Here is a 15,530-nt window from a genome sequence, read left to right on the forward strand (position 1 = left end):
GGAAGCCGTGGGGCGCGGCGCGTTCTCAGGTGCCGGTGAACCGCGCGGCGCGCTTCTCCGCGAACGCGCGGGCGCCCTCCTTGGCGTCGTCCGACGCCATCACCTCCCAGCCGATCCGGTCGGAGACCGGCAGTGCCTCCTCCTCGGCCATCCCCTCGGTCTCGCGGTGGACCCGCAGAATCGCCTGCACGGCCAGCGGGCCGCAGTCCGCGATCGACGCGGCGGCCGCCCGGGCGGCGTCCAGCGCGGCTCCATCGGGGACGATCCGGGTGACCAGCCCGATGTCGGCGGCCTCGCGCGCGGTGTAGGAGCGCCCGGTGAGCAGCATGTCCATGGCGTGGGTGTAGGGGATCTGCCGGGCGAGGCGGACGGCGCAGCCGCCCATGGGGAACAGGCCGCGCCGCGCCTCGTACAGGCCGAACGTCGCGCCGCGCGCCGCGATGCGGATATCGGTGCCCACGAGCAGCTCGGTTCCGCCCGCCACAGCGGGCCCCTCAACCGCGGCCACCAGCGGCTTGCTCGGCCGCGCCTGCCGGAGCAGGCCCTTCCAGTGGAAGTCCTCGATCTCGGCCGCCCGCCGCCGCACCCGGGGGTCCTCGGAGGGGGTGCCCATGGCCTTGAGGTCGGCGCCCGCGCAGAACACTCCGTCCGCTCCGGTCAGGATGCCCACCCGCACCCGGGGCTCGGAGTCGATGTAGGCGAAGGCGTCCGCCAGTCCGACGAGCATGTCGGTCGAGAGCGCGTTGCGGGCCTCGGGGCGGTGCATGGTCACCGTCACGATGTTGCCGTCTCTTATCACATGGCAGTGCGGGGTCGAAATAGAAAGAAGCTCGGCCATGTGGCCTCCTGTTTGTGAACACCGTTAACGATGTGAATGGATCCAGCAAGAGAAACCGATTCTAGATGCTAAAACCCACGGTGACACGTCTTGCGCGATAAAACGAGAACGTGCTCTACTTAGCGCCGAGCGCCTCTTAATGTGAGGGAGATCTCAATGTCGGATGTGACGCGGCCCGGCTTCTGGAGGCTCGCCCAGGCCCACCCCGGCCGACTCGCATGCGTGGATCCCGACGGCACGGAGCACCGTGCCGGAGACCTGCTCGGCCGGGCGAACCGCCTCGTCCACGCGCTGCGCGACATGGGACTGCGCACCGGCGACGTCGTCTGCGGGCTGACGCCCAACGGCGCTGACGGGCTCACCCTCTACCTGGCCGCCGCCCAGGCGGGCCTCTACTACACGCCGATCAACTGGCACTTCACCGCCCCGGAGATCGCCCACATCCTGGCGGACAGCGAGGCCAAGGCGTTCGTCGTGCACGAGCGGTACGCCGAGGAGGGCATCCGCGGGGCCGAGGCCGCGGGCCTGCCGACGGCGGCGCGCATCTCGGTCGGCGGCGTCCCCGGATGCGTCGGGCTCGACGACCTCGTGGGGCGCTATCCCGACGCCACCCCCGAGAACCGCACGGCCGGGCTCGCCATGCACTACACCTCGGGCACCTCGGGCCGGCCCAAAGGGGTGCGCCGCCCGCTCAGCGGGCTTGACCCCGATGACGCCGCCGAGCTGCTCACGTTCCTCTTCCACGTGTTCGGGATCGAACCGGGGCCGGACCACACCCACCTGGTTACCTCGCCGACCTACCACACCGCCGTCACGCAGTTCAGCACCATCGCCCTGCACATGGGGCACACCGTCGTCTACATGGACAGGTGGGAGGCCGAGGAGGCGCTCCGGCTGATCGAGACCTATCGCGTGACCAGCACGCACATGGTCCCGACCCACTTCAAGCGGTGGCTGTACCTGCCCGAGGAGGTGCGCGGGCGCTACGACGTCTCGTCCATGCGCTGGCTCATCCACGGCGCCGCCCCCTGCCCGCGGGCGGTGAAGGAGGCGATGCTGGAGTGGTGGGGCGACTGCGTCTACGAGTACTACGCCGCCACCGAGGGCGGCGGTACTATCTCCACGCCCGACGACTGGCGCGCGCACCCCGGATCGGTCGGCCGCCCCTGGCCGATCACCGACCTGATGATCGTCGACGACGACGGCAACGAGGTCCCCACCGGGCAGGTCGGCACCGTCTACATGAAGATGACCGGCTCGGACTTCGAGTACAAGGGCGACCGCGAGAAGACCGCGGCCGGTCGGTTGCGCGGCTACTTCACCATGGGCGACCTCGGGCACGTGGACGCCGACGGCTACCTGTACCTGAGCGACCGCAGATCGGATCTGATCATCTCCGGGGGCGTCAACATCTACCCCGCCGAGATCGAGAACGAGCTTCTCTCCCACCCCGACGTCATGGACGTGGCGGTGTTCGGCGTTCCCGACGCGGAGTGGGGCCAGCAGATCAAGGCCGTCGTCGAACCGGCGGACAGCGTCGAACCCGGCCCCCAGCTGGCCGACCGGTTACTGCGCTCCCTCGACGGGCGCCTGGCCCGGATGAAGTGGCCCAAGAGCATCGACTTCATCGACGAGATGCCGCGCGAACCCAACGGCAAGCTGATCAAGCGGAAACTCCGGGACCCCTACTGGCAGGACAACGGCGCGACCAGCGAACAGAGGTGAGCATTGGGAACCCCGCCCCACCACCCCCTCACCGGCGATCACACGGTCGAGTTCCCCGGCGGCTACACCCGCAGCACCGGCCCGGTGATCGGACGCTTCCTCACCGAACTGCGCGACGGACGCCTGGTCGGAGTGCGCACCCGCTCGGGACGCGTCCTGGTGCCGCCCACCGAGTACGACCCGGACGACGGCTCCCCCGTCACCGACGAGTTCGTCGAAGTCGGCCCGGCCGGGACGGTAACGACCTGGACCTGGGTGGCCGCCCCCCGGCCCAAACACCCCCTCGGCCACCCCTTCGCCTGGGCGCTGATCCTGCTCGACGGCGCCGACACCCCGCTACTGCACACCCTGGACTTCGGCCCTGACAACGGCAGCGCCCCGCCGCGCGACCTGCGCACCGGACTGCGGGTCCGGCCCCAGCTGCGCGACGAGCGCGTCGGCGCCATCACCGACATCGCCTCCTTCCGCCCCGAGGTCACCCGGGTCGTCGCGCGCACCCGGCTCGACTACACGATCCGGGCCGGAACGGCCCTCACCCGCTACCTCGACGGGCAGGTGGAGGGCCGGATCCTCGGCATGCGGTCCCGGCACGGCACCGTGTACGTCCCCCTGCGGGAGTTCGACCCCACCGACGGCAGTCCCGGCGTGGAGGAGGTGGAGCTACCGGACACCGGCGTGCTCACCATGTTCTCGGTCAACCACGTCCCCGACCCCCGCGCACCCGACGTCCCCTTCGTCACCGGTTATGTGCGCCTGGACGGGGCCGACGTGGACCTGCTGGCCCTGATCGGCGGGGTGGAGGTGTCCCAGGTGCGCACCGGGATGCGGGTGCGGGCCGAGTGGCTGCCGCCCGACGAGCGCAGCCGGACCCGGCCGAGCATCCGCTGGTTCGTCCCCGTACACGCGGACGAGGGGAGGAACGCGTGAGCACCCCCGAAACCACTGAAAACCATGACATCGCCGTCGTCGCCTTCGCCCAGACCCGGCACAGCGCCGTCGACAACGGGACACCCGAGGCGGTCCTCGTCCACGAGGTGGTCTCCGATGTTCTCGCCCGCGCCGCGATCGACCGGAGCGACATCGGGTTCACCGTCTCCGGCAGCCTGGACTACCTCGGCGGCGCCCCCTTCTCCTTCGTCGGCGCGCTCGACGCGGTGGGGGCGTGGCCGCCGATCAGCGAGAGCCACGTCGAGATGGACGCGGCGTGGGCGCTGTACGAGGCGTGGCTGCGCCTGCGGCACGGCGACCCTGGTACTGACACCGCTCTCGTCTACGGCTTCGGCAAGGCCACGCAGGGCGAGCTGCCCGAGATCCTCACCCAGCAGCTCGACCCCTACTACCTGGCCCCGCTGGAGATCGACCATGTCTCGCTGTCGGCGCTGCAGGCCCGCGCTCTGCTCGACGCCGGGCACGTCACCGAGCACGACCTCGCCGAGGTGGCCGCCCGCGCGCATACGGCCGCCCGCGCCAACCCCTTCTCGGCCGAGGCCGGGTTCACCCCCGACGCGCTCCTCGACGAGGAGGACCATGTGGCGCACCCCTTACGGGCGGGCGACATCGCACGGCCCTGCGACGGCGCCGCCGCCGTCGTCCTCGCCTCCGGCGACGCCGCCCGCCGCATCGCCGGGGCCCAGGGCACCCGTCCGGCGTGGATCCGCGGGCTGGAGCAGCGCATCGACGCGCACAGTCCCGCGGCCCGCGACCTGACGCGGTGCGCCTCGGCCGAGCTCGCCGCGCTCGCGGCCGGGGTGGGCACGGCGCCGGTGCAGATCGCCGAGGTGCACGCCCGCTTCAGCCACGAGGAGCCGCTGCTGCGCCGGGCGCTCGGCCTCGGCGACGAGGTCGAGGTGAACCCCTCCGGCGGGCCGATCGGCGCCGACCCGGTGATGGCCACCGGGCTGATCCGGGTGGGCGAGGTCGCCCGCCGAATCGCCGAGGGTACGGCCGAGCGCGGCGTCGCCCACGCGACGCAGGGGCCGTGCCTGCAGCACAACCTCGTCACGGTACTGGAGGGGTGAGATGAGCGGCAGGCCTGTGGCGGTCATCGGGGTCGGGCAGACGCGCTACCGGACCCGGCGCGAGGACGTCTCCATCGCGGGGCTGGTGCGCGAGGCGGCGCTGCGCGCGCTGGAGGACGCGGGGCTGACCTTCGCCGACATCGACGCGGTGGTCCTGGGCAAGGCGCCCGACCTGTTCGAGGGCGTCATCATGCCCGACCTGTACCTGGCCGACGCCCTCGGGGCGCGGGGCAAACCCCTGCTGCGCGTGCACACAGCCGGATCGGTCGGCGGATCGACGGCCATCGTCGGGGCGAGCCACATCGCCAGCGGGGCGTTCGAGCGGGTGCTGGTGGTCGCGTGGGAGAAGCAGTCCGAATCCAACGCGACGTGGGCGCTGACGGTCGCCCACCCCATGTCGACCTCCCTGGTGGTGGGCGCCGGAGGCTACTTCGCCCCGTTCATCCGCGCCTACATCGAGCGGGCGGAGGCACCCGGCCACATCGGGCACATCGTCGCGGCCAAGGACCGGCGCAACGCGCTGCGCAACCCCTATGCCCACCTGAAGATCCCGGACATCACACCGGAGGCGGTGGCGGGTTCGCCCATGCTCTGGGAGCCCATCCGCTACCTGGAAACGTGCCCCTCGTCCGACGGGGCGTGTGCCGTGGTGCTCGGCGGGCAGGCGGCGGCTCGGGCGGCGCGCGGCGCCCCGGCGTGGGTGCGCGGCACCGCCATGCGCAGCGAGCCGATCTCGTTCGCCGGGCGCGACGCCGTCAACCCGAGGGCGGGCCGGGACTGCGCGGCCGACGTCTACCGCCAGTCCGGGATCGCCGACCCGCGTCGTGATATCGACGTGGCCGAGGTGTACGTGCCATTCAGCTGGTATGAGCCCATGTGGCTGGAGAACCTCGGGTTCACCAGTGAGGGGGAGGGCTGGAAACTCACCGAGGCGGGAGCGACCGCCTTCGACGGGGACACGCCGTGGAACCCGTCGGGTGGCGTGCTCTCCGCCAACCCGGTCGGGGCGTCCGGGCTGATCAGGTTCGCCGAGGCGGCCCAGCAGGTGCGCGGGGCGGCGGGCGAGCACCAAATCGACGGGGCCGGCACGGCTCTCGGGCACGCCTACGGTGCGGGATCCCAGTTCTTCGCGATGTGGGTCGTCGGAGCGGAGCGGCCATGACGACCTGACGGAACCACCGAAACCAACGACAACATCATCAACGGCACCAGCACGGGGCTAACGGGGCGACCACCGACACCAAACGGGACTGACCTCCGGGGGAGTGACCACACCGGGAGGCCGGATGCAGTTCAACCTCGCCGACCTGTTCGAGAGCATCGCCGACCGGATCGGCGAGCGAACCGCCCTCGTCTGCGGCGACGACCGCCGCAGCTACGCCGAATTGGAGGCGCGCGCCAATCGGCTGGCCCACCACCTGACCGCCTCCGGCATCGGCCCCGGCGCCCACGTCGGCATGCAGCTGTATAACGGGGCCGCCTACATCGAATCGCTGCTCGCCGCGCTGAAGATCCGGGCGGTGCCGATCAACGTCAACTACCGCTACGTCGCCGACGAGCTGCGGCACCTCTACACCGACGCCGATCTCGCCGCCCTCGTCTACGACGCGGAGTTCGGCGACCGTGTCGCGGCCGTGCTCCCCGAGGTTCCCACGCTGCGCCACCTCGTGGCCGTCGGCGGCCCGCCCCTCGACACGCGACCGCCCGTCAGCAGCGCCGGCTACGAGGCGGCGCTGGCCGGGCAGAGTGCCGAGCGGGACTTCTCGAAGCGCTCCGGCGACGACCTCTACATCATCTACACGGGCGGCACCACCGGGCTGCCCAAAGGGGTGATGTGGCGCCAGGAGGACCTGTTCTTCAGCGGCCACGGCGGCGGCAACCCCGGCGGCGCACCGGTGGCCACCCCCGAGGAGCTGGTAGAGAAGGCGACATCGGGCGGCGGTGCGGCGATGCTGCCGGCGGCCCCGCTGATGCACGGCGCGGCGCAGTTCACCGCCTTCATCTGCATGTGGGTCGGCGGCACCATCGTGCTGGTCCGCGGGTTCGACGCCGACGCGGTGCTGCGCGCCATCGAGCGGGAGCGCGTGCTGACGATCAACCTTGTGGGCGACGCCATGGCCGCACCGCTCGCCGACGCGCTGGCGGCGGGCGACTACGACCTCTCCTCTCTCCACGTCATCAGCTCCAGCGGCGCCATCCTGTCCGGCTCGGTCCGCGCCCGGCTGGAGGAGCTGCTCCCGGGGCGGGCCGTCCTGGACAACTACGGGTCCACCGAGACGGGCCTGGTCGCGTGGGGCGTCGTGGGGGCCACACCGGAGACGGGGCTGCGCTACCGCTTCGACGACGAGCGCATCACGGTGCTGGGTCCGGACCTGCGGCCGGTGGCGCCGGGATCGGGGGACATCGGCCAGGTCGCCCGATCGGGACGGGTACCGCTGGGCTACTACAAGGACCGCAAGAAGACGGCCGCGACGTTCGTGGAGGCCGGGGGCGTGCGCTACACGCTCACCGGCGACATGGCCACCGTCGAGGCCGACGGCACCGTCACCGTCCACGGGCGGGGCTCGGTCTGCATCAACACCGGCGGAGAGAAGGTCTTCCCCGAAGAGGTCGAGTCGGTCCTGAAAGGCCACCCGCAGGTGAGCGACGCCGTCGTGGTGGGAGTCGACGACGACCGCTTCGGGCAGCGGGTGGCCGCCGTGGTGTCGGTCGCCGACAGCGTCGCGGAGGCGGACCTCGATGCCTTCGTGCGCGGCAGAGTCGCCGGATACAAGGTGCCGCGCCAGTACCGCGTCGTTCCCGAGGTGCGGCGCTCGCCCAGCGGAAAGGCCGACTACCGCTGGGCCAGGCGGGTGGCGGCGGGCGAGCCGCCCCCGCACGAGCAGTCCCCCACGCGGACCGGTCGACAGGAGTAAGAGGAGACGCATTCCCATGACACCCGAACCTCCCCAGCCGCCCCAGCCTCGCCTCCCCACTCTCCCCGACGGATTCGACTTCACCGACCCCGACCTCATCGCCGAGCGCATTCCGCACGAGGAGTTCGCAGCCCTGCGCGCGACGCGGTCCGTCTACTGGAACCCGCAGCCCGCGGCGAGCGGTTTCGACGACGGCGGCCTGTGGATCCTAAGCAGGCACGCCGATGTGCGGGAGGCGTCGATCAACGCCGACCTGTACTCCACCCACGCCAACACCGCGATCGTCCGCTTCTACGAGGGGATGAGCACGGAGGGGTTAGAGGTGCAGCGGCAGAACATGCTGATCAACATCGACCCACCGGAACACACGAAACTCCGCAAGATCGTGCAGCGGGGATTCACGCCGCGCGCCATCGGCACGCTTGAGGACGCACTGCGCGCCCGGGCGGAGCGGATCGCGGCCGACGCCGCGGCCCGGGGCGAGGGGGACTTCGTCACCGAGGTCGCCACCGAGCTGCCGCTGCAGGCCATCGCTGAGCTGATCGGGGTGGCGCAGGAGGACCGCGCGCGGCTGTTCGACTGGTCCAACGAGATGCTCGGCTACGACGACCCCGAGTACACGGTGGACCCGACCGTCGCCGCGGCGGAGATCCTCGGCTACGCCATGGTGCTGGCGGGGGAGCGCCGCGCGGATCGGCGTGCCGACATCGTGTCCAAGCTGGTCCATGCCGACATCGACGGCCGCGGGCTGACCGACGACGAGTTCGGGTTCTTCGTGATCCTGCTGTCCGTGGCCGGCAACGAGACCACGCGCAACGCGATCACCCACGGCATGCTGGCCTTCCTGGCCAACCCCGACCAGTGGGACCTCTACAAGCACCAGCGGCCCCGGACCGCCGCGGACGAGATCGTGCGGTGGGCGACGCCGGTGATCGCGTTCCAGCGCACCGCGACAGCCGACACCGAGATCGGCGGTCAGCCCATCCGCAGGGGCGAGCGCGTGGGCCTGTACTACAGCTCGGCCAACTTCGACGAGGACGTGTTCGACGCCCCCTTCACCTTCGACATCACGCGGGACCCCAACCCCCACCTCGGCTTCGGCGGCACAGGCGCCCACTACTGCCTGGGCGCCAACCTCGCCCGCCTGGAGATCGGCCTGATCTTCGACGCGATCGCCGACCACATGCCCGACATCCGCCAGACGGGGCCACCGGAGCGGTTCCGTTCGTCGTGGATCAACGGAATCAAACACCTTCCGGTGCGTTACTGCTGATCATTGCGGGTTTCCAATGAATCGGACGGTGAATTCCCTCCAGGGAATGGAGCCATCCACAGTGCTGGCGTCTACTTTGTCACCGCCGAGCCTCGCCCCGCAGACAGAAGAATCCGGTAGGGATCATAACCGGTGCCCCAGCCGGTCTGTGCGCCGAAGGTTGCGGTTTGGTCGCGCTTGAGGCCGACGATGAGCCATTTTTTTCCAAAAAATTACAATGGCCTCTGCGAATCCTGTCGATCAGAATGCGTTTCTGCAGGTGGATGCGCAATTCCGTTTCTAGGAATTGTCGGCAACCCCCGGAGGAAATGCTTGCATGTGAGTTGCGACACAGTTGCACGCGGTGATGGGGCTCTGGCAGCTTTATCGGCGCTTTATTTCTCCGCCGGGTTTGCGCGGAGGCACCGGAACCAATGACGACGTAAACGTGTGTCGGAGCGGATGCGTGCCGTGAGAAGGAGTGCCGCCGTGGTGGCGGGCGTGCTGGTTGGGAGCTTGCTCTCGGTGTCACCGGCTCCAGCCGACACGGACTCCCCAGCCCACGACCTGACAGCGGAGGAGCGCTCGGCCGCGGAGAAGGCCGAGAGGTCGGGCGAGCGGGTGGAGATCACCTCCGCGACGGACGAACGGTCGCGGGTGTTCGCCGAGCCGGATGGTTCGTTCACGTTGGAGCAGTCGGCGGTGCCCGAACGGGTACGCACGGCCAATGGGTGGGAGCCGGTCGACACCACCCTGGTCACGGCGGGTGACGGCATGGTGCAGCCCAAGGCGTCCTCGGCCGAGGTCGAATTCTCCGGCGGTGGCGATGCGCCGATGGCCCGGATCGGAATCGGATCCAAGGCGGTCGAGCTGGACTGGCCCGGCGAGCTGCCCGCTCCGACACTGGAGGAGGACCGCGCCACCTACGCCGACGTGCTGCCGGATTTCGACCTGGTGCTCACGGCCGGAACCGACGGTTTCTCCCAAGTCCTGGTGGTCAAGACACGCAAGGCCGCTGAGAACCCCGATCTGGCCGAGTTGGAACTGGCGCTGGGCACCAAGGGCGTTCGGATGAGCTCCGACCAGGCGGGCAACCTTGAAGCCCTGGGTGAGAACGGTGGGGAGTCGGTGTTCACCGCCTCGACCCCCGCCATGTGGGACTCCGCGGGCGACGACGTTCCCGAAGTGGAGCGCACCGCACGCGCCGCCTCACCGACGCCTGGACCCCCAAGCCCGGAGAGGACGACGACCAGCAGTCCTGTGCGGAGAAGCCGTCGGGCGACAAGCCGGGCGGCGCGGCACCGTACTGGCACTCCTACACCTACGACAAGGTCGGCAACCGGCTGACGGAGACCAAACACTCCGCGTCCGGTAACGGCGACACTGTCCGCACCTACACCCACCCCGACCCGGGGAAGCTCCAGCCGCACGCGCTCACCAAGGTCGAGGAGACCGGGCCTGAGGGCGACCGGTTGGAGAAGTACGACTATGACGAGTCGGGCAACATGACCAGCCGACTCACTGCGGAGCACGACCAGAACCTGGAGTGGGACGCGGAGGGGAACCTGGTCAAGGTCACCGAGGGCGACCAGGCGACCAGCTACACCTATGACGCCAACGGCCAGCGCCTGCTGCGCCGCGACGCCCAGTCGTCAACGCTCTACCTGCCGGGGATGGAGCTCCGGTTCGACGCCACGGACCAGAAGACCGAGGCGACGCGGTACTACGAGCACGCGGGCGAGACGGTCGCGATGCGCGAGAACGACGGGTCGCTGCACTGGCTCATTTCCGACCACCACGGCAGCGGCCAGCTCGCGATCGACGCCTCGACGGGTGAGGCCGTCCAGCGGAGGTTCACCCCGTTCGGCGAGGAGCGCTCCTCGACCGGAGAGTGGCCGGGTGAGAAGGGCTTCGTCGGCGGCACGATCGACGCGTCCACCGGCCTCACCCAACTGGGGGCACGCGCCTACGACGCGGCGATCGGCCGGTTCATCTCGGTCGACCCGGTGATGGACCCGACCGACGCCCAGCAGATGCACGGCTACGTGTACTCGAACAACAACCCGGTCACCTGGAGCGACCCGTCGGGGATGTTCCTCGACAAGGCCTGGAACGCGGTCACGAGCGCCGGGAAGAAGGCCTGGAACAAGACCAAGAAGGTCTACAACAAGGGCAAGAAGTACGTTAAGCGCCAGTACAAGAAGGTCAAGAAGTACGTCAAGAAGAAGTACCACCAGGCGAAGCGCTACGTCCGGAAGAAGTACCACCAGGCCAGAAGGTACGCCCGCCGCGCGTACCACAAGACCAAGAGCTATGTGAAGCGCGCGTATCGCGCTACGTCATCCTTTGTACGTCGACATAAGAACACCATTATCGCAACAGGTGCCGGAATCGCAGTCGGCGCCGCCTGCTCGGTGGCGACCGCCGGGGCCGGAACCATTGGCTGCGCAGCCCTCGGCGGCGCTGTCTCCGGCCTGGTCCAATACCAGCTGGATACCCCCAAGGAGCAATGGAGCGTCACCGATGCGTTAGCAGCCACGGCATTGGGCGGCGCCTTCGGCGCGGTCGGCGGTGCCCTCGGCGGCAAGGTCGCCTCGGCAGCCTCCAGCAAGATCGGGTCGATGTTCAGCAGCGGCGCCAGTCGCGTGGGAGTAGGCGGCGGCCGTTCCGGACTGTCGAGCAGAATGTCCGGCCTTTTCTCTCGCACGAGGGGCGGTGGCAGCGACCCAGCTGGCACGTGTCTCACCAACAGCTTTGTCGCAGGGACATCCGTGGTGATGTCGGATGGATCGAAGAAGCCGATCGAAGACGTCGAGGTAGGCGACACGGTCCTCGCTACGGATCCGGAAACAGGTGAGCAGTCGGCCAAGACGGTTCTGGCCACGATCATCGGGCAAGGGTCGAAGGACTTGGTCGAGATCACGGTCGACACCACCACCGAGAAACCGGCCGACGCCGAACTGAGCCCGGACACGGGCGGCTTGAAGGGCAACGGCGGCATGCCGGGGCCACTGGCTGGTGGAGACATCGTCATCTCCACCGAAGGCCACCCCTTCTGGGTCCCTGAGTTGCAGGAGTGGGTCGATGCTGGCGACCTGCGGCCGGGCATGTGGCTGGAGACTTCAGCAGGCACGTGGGTCCAGGTCACTGCGACCAGGGCATGGACCCAGTCCGCCAAGGTCCATAACCTGACAGTCGAGGGCGTCCACACCTTCAACGTCGCAGTCGGCGCGTCGAGCGACGTGCTCACCCACAACTGCGGCGGGTCAATCTGGAGTTCCACAAGAAGAAAGACATCAGTTCAAAACGCCCTTGGGCACTGGAACAAGCATAAGTCGGAGTTTCCAGGGCTCAATAATGCGAAGCAGTATGTCGAAGCGGCAAATAGATTTCTTCGCAGCGGGGACCCGAATGTGCTGACTCGAACTCGAGCGAATGGTGATGTCTTGCGGTTTAATCCGACAACAGATGAATTTGGCGTTATGGATCCGTCGGGTGTTCCCAGGACCTACTTCAAGCCAAATCCCGGCCAGCATGGGTATTCGTCAAATCTGGATTACTTCAATGCCCAATAGGTCTAGCTCTCACTGCCGAGTTTGTGGCCTTCTTCAGGAGGATCCCCCGTGGGGGGATGACGGAAGGAGCCCGACCTATGAAATATGCGACTGCTGTGGCGTGGAGTTCGGTTATGAAGACTCGACCGACGCGGGGATTCACCTGGCTAGGCGCAAGTGGATAGATTCAGGTTGTCGTTGGTGGGTGGAATCCGAACGACCTCAAGGATGGAGTTTCGAGGAACAGATTAAGAACGCCTGGGACTAAGCGTTCGGCCCCTGTCGATTCTGCGGCTAACGTGTCGACAGGGGCTTCCCGTATTTTTCGCTTAGGCCATGGGTGGCAGAGTCCTAATTCCCCATGGGTTGAAATAGCCGATCGAGAACCCGATGTCGGTGACAAGGTTGTCGCAACCGACCCGGAGACAAGTGAGCAGTCGGCCAAGACGGTTCTGGCCACGATCATCGGGCAAGGGTCGAAGGACTTGGTCGAGATCACGGTCGACACCACCACCGAGAAACCGGCCGACGCCGAACTGAGCCCGGACACGGGCGGCTTGAAGGGCAACGGCGGTATGCCGGGGCCGCTGGCCGGTGGAGACATCATCATCTCCACCGAAGGCCACCCTTTCTGGGTCCCCGAACTGGGTGCGTGGCTGGATGCCGGCGACCTGCGCCCGGGCATGTGGCTGGAGACCTCGTCCGGAACATGGGTCCAGGTCACCGCGACCCGAGCCTGGACGCAGCCCGCCTAGGTTCATAACCTCACGGTTGAGGGCGTCCATACATTCAACGTCGCAGTCGGTGCGTCGAGTGACGTCCTTACCCACAACTGCGGTGGGGCCAAGGGTGGATGGGCGAACAAAGCTGACTTCTCTAGTCAAAAGACCATGAGTAAGAAGTATGACAGCGTGCTGGTGACTTCGGAATTACTGGGAATCGCAACGGCGCGAATATCAAGGCTTTTAAAGGGGCCATGATGGACCACATGGTTGATGGTGGGACAAAGATCTATCGATGCAACTACAGAAATCAGGGTCCGGCTGTCGGGTTCATCAATCCTGATTCCAGGCTCATGGTGATGTTGAAAAATGACGGGAAATTCTGGTCAGGGTGGCGGCTCTCGAACAAGCAATTCTCCGGTATTGTAGATAAGGGGTTTCCTTGGTAGCTGGGGAGGAAGGATCCGATTCTGGGGCCAAAAATGTCCTTCTTGGGTATCTATTAGAGGGCTCCAGGGTCTTCAATCGCCAGTGGCTCGACGTAGACTCAAAGCAGATCGTTCCACTCTCATCGCCATCGCCATTGGACGCCTCTGTCTTTAGGAGACTGCAAGCGGCTGCGTATGCATTGGGCGTGTCCAGGCTGATGATGGCGTCGCCGAGCCGGGAGCTGGCGGAGGACGCAATCGTCGAACTCGCTGTCCATTCAAACGACGTTCTCGGGATGAGTTCCAGATATCCCACATACTCCGACATCATCGTCGCTGCAGGTGATCTCTCCTTCGCCGTTCTGATCACCGCTGATGGATATAGTCTCGCGGCGGGAGGAAAGCGTTTTGTAGGGGCCTTCTTTCCGGAGGGAGTTGATGCGGCGAAGGTCAGATTCATGCGGCAAGGGAAAAAGCTTGCTGAGAAATACCCCGCCTTGGCTGATGTGGCACTGGACTTTCCTCCACGGCATAATGCATGGTCTGCACTTCATGAAGTCGATCCGGGTTCTCATGTTGCTCGACAGATCGAACTGATGAGGTCATTCTCTCGCGGGGATATGCCCTCAAGCGAGTTCGTTCACTATTGGCAAGAAGAACGGCGTAGGTCGTTGGCCGAAGGTGAACGGGTGCGAGGCGCGCTGGAGATTGCACTGGAGGAGGTATTTAATGCGATGGAAGACTACTCTCCCTATGTTGAACTGCGCGACGACGGAGATCTGACAGACGCTGAGTTTGCTGCTCAGATCCGATCATCTCTCGCAACTTTGGATTCCAGGGAAGGTGGGTCTGGTTGAGGACCGAGTAGAATATCAGGTCCCATCGGCGGTGTATCAGGGCTACTGAATATGGTTCTGGAAAGCTATCGGCGGCGCGTCGGATACAGCGGTCCTCGCTACGATCATCGGCTCGGGTTCGTAAGACCTGGTCGAAATCACGATTGGCACGAGCGCGGAGAATCCGACCGGCGCCGAATTCGGCTCTGACGAGGGCGGCCTGAAGGGCAGCGGCGGTATGCCCGGCCCGCTGGCTGGTGGAGACATCGTCATCTCCACCGAGAGTCACCCGTTCTGGGTCCCTGAGTTGCAGGAGTGGGTCGATGCTGGCGACCTGTGGCCGGGCATGTGGCTGGAGACCTCAGCAGGCACGTGGGTCCAGGTCACTGCGACCAGGGCATGGACCCAGTCCGCCAAGGTCCATAACCTGACAGTCGAGGGCGTCCACACCTTCAACGTCGCAGTCGGCGCGTCGAGCGACGTGCTCACCCACAACTGTGGGGGCGATACACCAGGGACGCTGTACCACTACACCAATCAGGCTGGCCATGATGGAATCCTTTCGAGTGGAAAGATGTATCCGTCTTGGAAGGCGAATAATCCTAAGGATGCACGGTATGGGGATGGGTAATACCTTACCGACATCGAGCCCGGAACTAAGACGCTGGGCCAGCTGTCTGCCGCATTTGTTCGTGTTCCCTGGGCGGGCAGAAAATTCACTCATTACATTGCGATTGACGCGAGGGGGTTGAACATATTGCAAGGGTGTCCAGGTGTTGTTGTTCCAAACTCGGGGCCGCTCAACGTCGCAGGTCGAATCCTTGGGTCTGGGAGAAGTTGAAATGAGGTATGTTAGGGTCAAGTGGGAGCACGACTTTGAAGACGATCCAGTTGTCTATCTAAGTGAGTTGGGTGAGGATGGATATGAGCTGCGAAAAGTGCAAATCTACAGGGATGGTCGAACTGAGTGGGCTGATGAGACTCGCGAAACCGAAACTGTAGGACTTTCTGAGATTGCGTTTCCTTCAAATGAGGAGATATCTAGCAGTCCAGGATTCTGTGCGCGAGATATCTCCAGGGAGGAGTTCGAGCGATTCTGGAGAGAGGCGAAGAGCTAGCACTCCAGCAGGAGTTTGATGCTTGGCCTGGGAATCAACGGGCGGTGGGAATAGGGCGAGCAGATGCCACCACCGGCGGCTTCTGCCCACCCGCCCCTAGATGGTGGGGGGTGCCCTCATCCGG

12 protein-coding genes and 2 pseudogenes are annotated in these 15,530 nt (G+C 66.6%); 13 read left to right on the top strand and 1 reads right to left on the bottom strand.

The annotated features are described in order from the left end of the window. Positions 1 to 25 precede the first annotated feature (25 nt). The gene (locus ABD259_RS13365) at positions 26 to 838 is read right to left on the bottom strand and encodes a crotonase/enoyl-CoA hydratase family protein (RefSeq protein WP_344162579.1); all 813 of its coding nucleotides are present in this window, start codon (positions 836 to 838) and stop codon (positions 26 to 28) included. Between the two features lie 156 nt (positions 839 to 994). Between ABD259_RS13365 and ABD259_RS13370 the strand changes: the two genes are divergently transcribed. From ABD259_RS13370 to ABD259_RS13425, 13 genes and pseudogenes are all read left to right on the top strand, one after another. Continuing rightward, positions 995 to 2,563 (top strand): acyl-CoA synthetase, encoded by a 1,569-nt coding sequence (locus tag ABD259_RS13370; RefSeq protein ID WP_344162582.1) that lies wholly within the window; start codon positions 995 to 997, stop codon positions 2,561 to 2,563. 3 nt (positions 2,564 to 2,566) lie between these two features. Beyond that, positions 2,567 to 3,490, top strand: a complete 924-nt coding sequence (locus ABD259_RS13375) for a Zn-ribbon domain-containing OB-fold protein (protein ID WP_344162585.1) — start codon at positions 2,567 to 2,569, stop codon at positions 3,488 to 3,490. Then, positions 3,487 to 4,581: a lipid-transfer protein gene (locus ABD259_RS13380; protein ID WP_344162588.1), complete on the top strand. Its 1,095-nt coding sequence runs from the start codon at positions 3,487 to 3,489 to the stop codon at positions 4,579 to 4,581. The genes ABD259_RS13375 and ABD259_RS13380 overlap by 4 nt, the downstream gene beginning before the upstream one ends. A gap of 1 nt (position 4,582) precedes the next feature. After that, positions 4,583 to 5,743 (top strand): thiolase domain-containing protein, encoded by a 1,161-nt coding sequence (locus ABD259_RS13385; protein ID WP_344101887.1) that lies wholly within the window; start codon positions 4,583 to 4,585, stop codon positions 5,741 to 5,743. A 124-nt stretch (positions 5,744 to 5,867) separates the two neighbouring features. Then, the gene (locus tag ABD259_RS13390; RefSeq protein WP_344101885.1) at positions 5,868 to 7,496 is read left to right on the top strand and encodes an acyl-CoA synthetase; all 1,629 of its coding nucleotides are present in this window, start codon (positions 5,868 to 5,870) and stop codon (positions 7,494 to 7,496) included. A gap of 16 nt (positions 7,497 to 7,512) precedes the next feature. Then, positions 7,513 to 8,769, top strand: coding sequence for a cytochrome P450 (locus ABD259_RS13395; protein WP_344162591.1), 1,257 nt, complete (start codon positions 7,513 to 7,515; stop codon positions 8,767 to 8,769). Between the two features lie 504 nt (positions 8,770 to 9,273). Next, positions 9,274 to 10,095: a hypothetical protein gene (locus ABD259_RS13400; RefSeq protein WP_344162595.1), complete on the top strand. Its 822-nt coding sequence runs from the start codon at positions 9,274 to 9,276 to the stop codon at positions 10,093 to 10,095. Further along, on the top strand, positions 10,092 to 12,323 hold the full coding sequence (locus ABD259_RS13405) for an RHS repeat-associated core domain-containing protein (RefSeq protein WP_486348484.1): 2,232 nt from the start codon (positions 10,092 to 10,094) through the stop codon (positions 12,321 to 12,323). Before ABD259_RS13400 ends, ABD259_RS13405 begins: the two co-directional genes overlap by 4 nt. A gap of 464 nt (positions 12,324 to 12,787) precedes the next feature. Further along, complete coding sequence (locus ABD259_RS13410; protein ID WP_344162598.1) at positions 12,788 to 13,057, top strand: hypothetical protein; 270 nt, start codon at positions 12,788 to 12,790, stop codon at positions 13,055 to 13,057. Between the two features lie 167 nt (positions 13,058 to 13,224). Next, positions 13,225 to 13,473 (top strand): annotated as a pseudogene (locus ABD259_RS25875) (colicin D domain-containing protein); the annotation flags it as partial. Between the two features lie 185 nt (positions 13,474 to 13,658). Then, complete coding sequence (locus tag ABD259_RS13415; protein ID WP_344162601.1) at positions 13,659 to 14,309, top strand: hypothetical protein; 651 nt, start codon at positions 13,659 to 13,661, stop codon at positions 14,307 to 14,309. A gap of 217 nt (positions 14,310 to 14,526) precedes the next feature. Continuing rightward, positions 14,527 to 15,129, top strand: a pseudogene (locus ABD259_RS13420) (HYD1 signature containing ADP-ribosyltransferase family protein). Then, a complete protein-coding gene (locus tag ABD259_RS13425; RefSeq protein WP_344101870.1) occupies positions 15,110 to 15,406 on the top strand; it encodes a DUF6881 domain-containing protein in 297 nt (98 codons plus the stop codon). The pseudogene ABD259_RS13420 and the gene ABD259_RS13425 overlap by 20 nt, the downstream one beginning before the upstream one ends. Positions 15,407 to 15,530 lie beyond the last annotated feature (124 nt).

Origin of the sequence: Nocardiopsis rhodophaea (assembly GCF_039530945.1) — a bacterium.
Lineage (GTDB): Bacteria > Actinomycetota > Actinomycetes > Streptosporangiales > Streptosporangiaceae > Nocardiopsis_C > Nocardiopsis_C rhodophaea.